General features: G+C 66.4%; 1 pseudogene. It reads right to left on the bottom strand.

Annotated elements, in window-relative coordinates:
- Window positions 1–280: pseudogene (locus ABFP37_RS22570) on the bottom strand (lipoyl synthase); the annotation flags it as partial.

Here is a 280-nt window from a genome sequence, read left to right as displayed (position 1 = left end):
CACGAATTCCTGCGGCTTGACCCAGCGGTCCACCGGGAGGTGGCGTTCGGACGGGCGCAGGTACTGGGTGATGGTGATCAGGTCACAGCCGGCCTCGTGCAGGTCCCGGAGGGCCTCGGAGATTTCCTCGCGGGTTTCGCCCATGCCCAGGATCAGGTTGGACTTGGTGACCATGCCCAGGTTCCGGCCCTGGGTGATGACGTCCAGGGACCGGTCGTAGCGGAACGCGGGGCGGATCCGCTTGAAGATCCGCGGCACGGTCTCGACGTTGTGGGCGAAG

The organism is Burkholderia sp. RS01 (genome assembly GCF_039748055.1).
Taxonomy (GTDB): Bacteria; Actinomycetota; Actinomycetes; order Actinomycetales; family Micrococcaceae; genus Arthrobacter.
The sequence above is the reverse complement of the archived record's forward strand: the minus strand, read 5'-3'. Positions and strand labels throughout refer to the sequence as shown.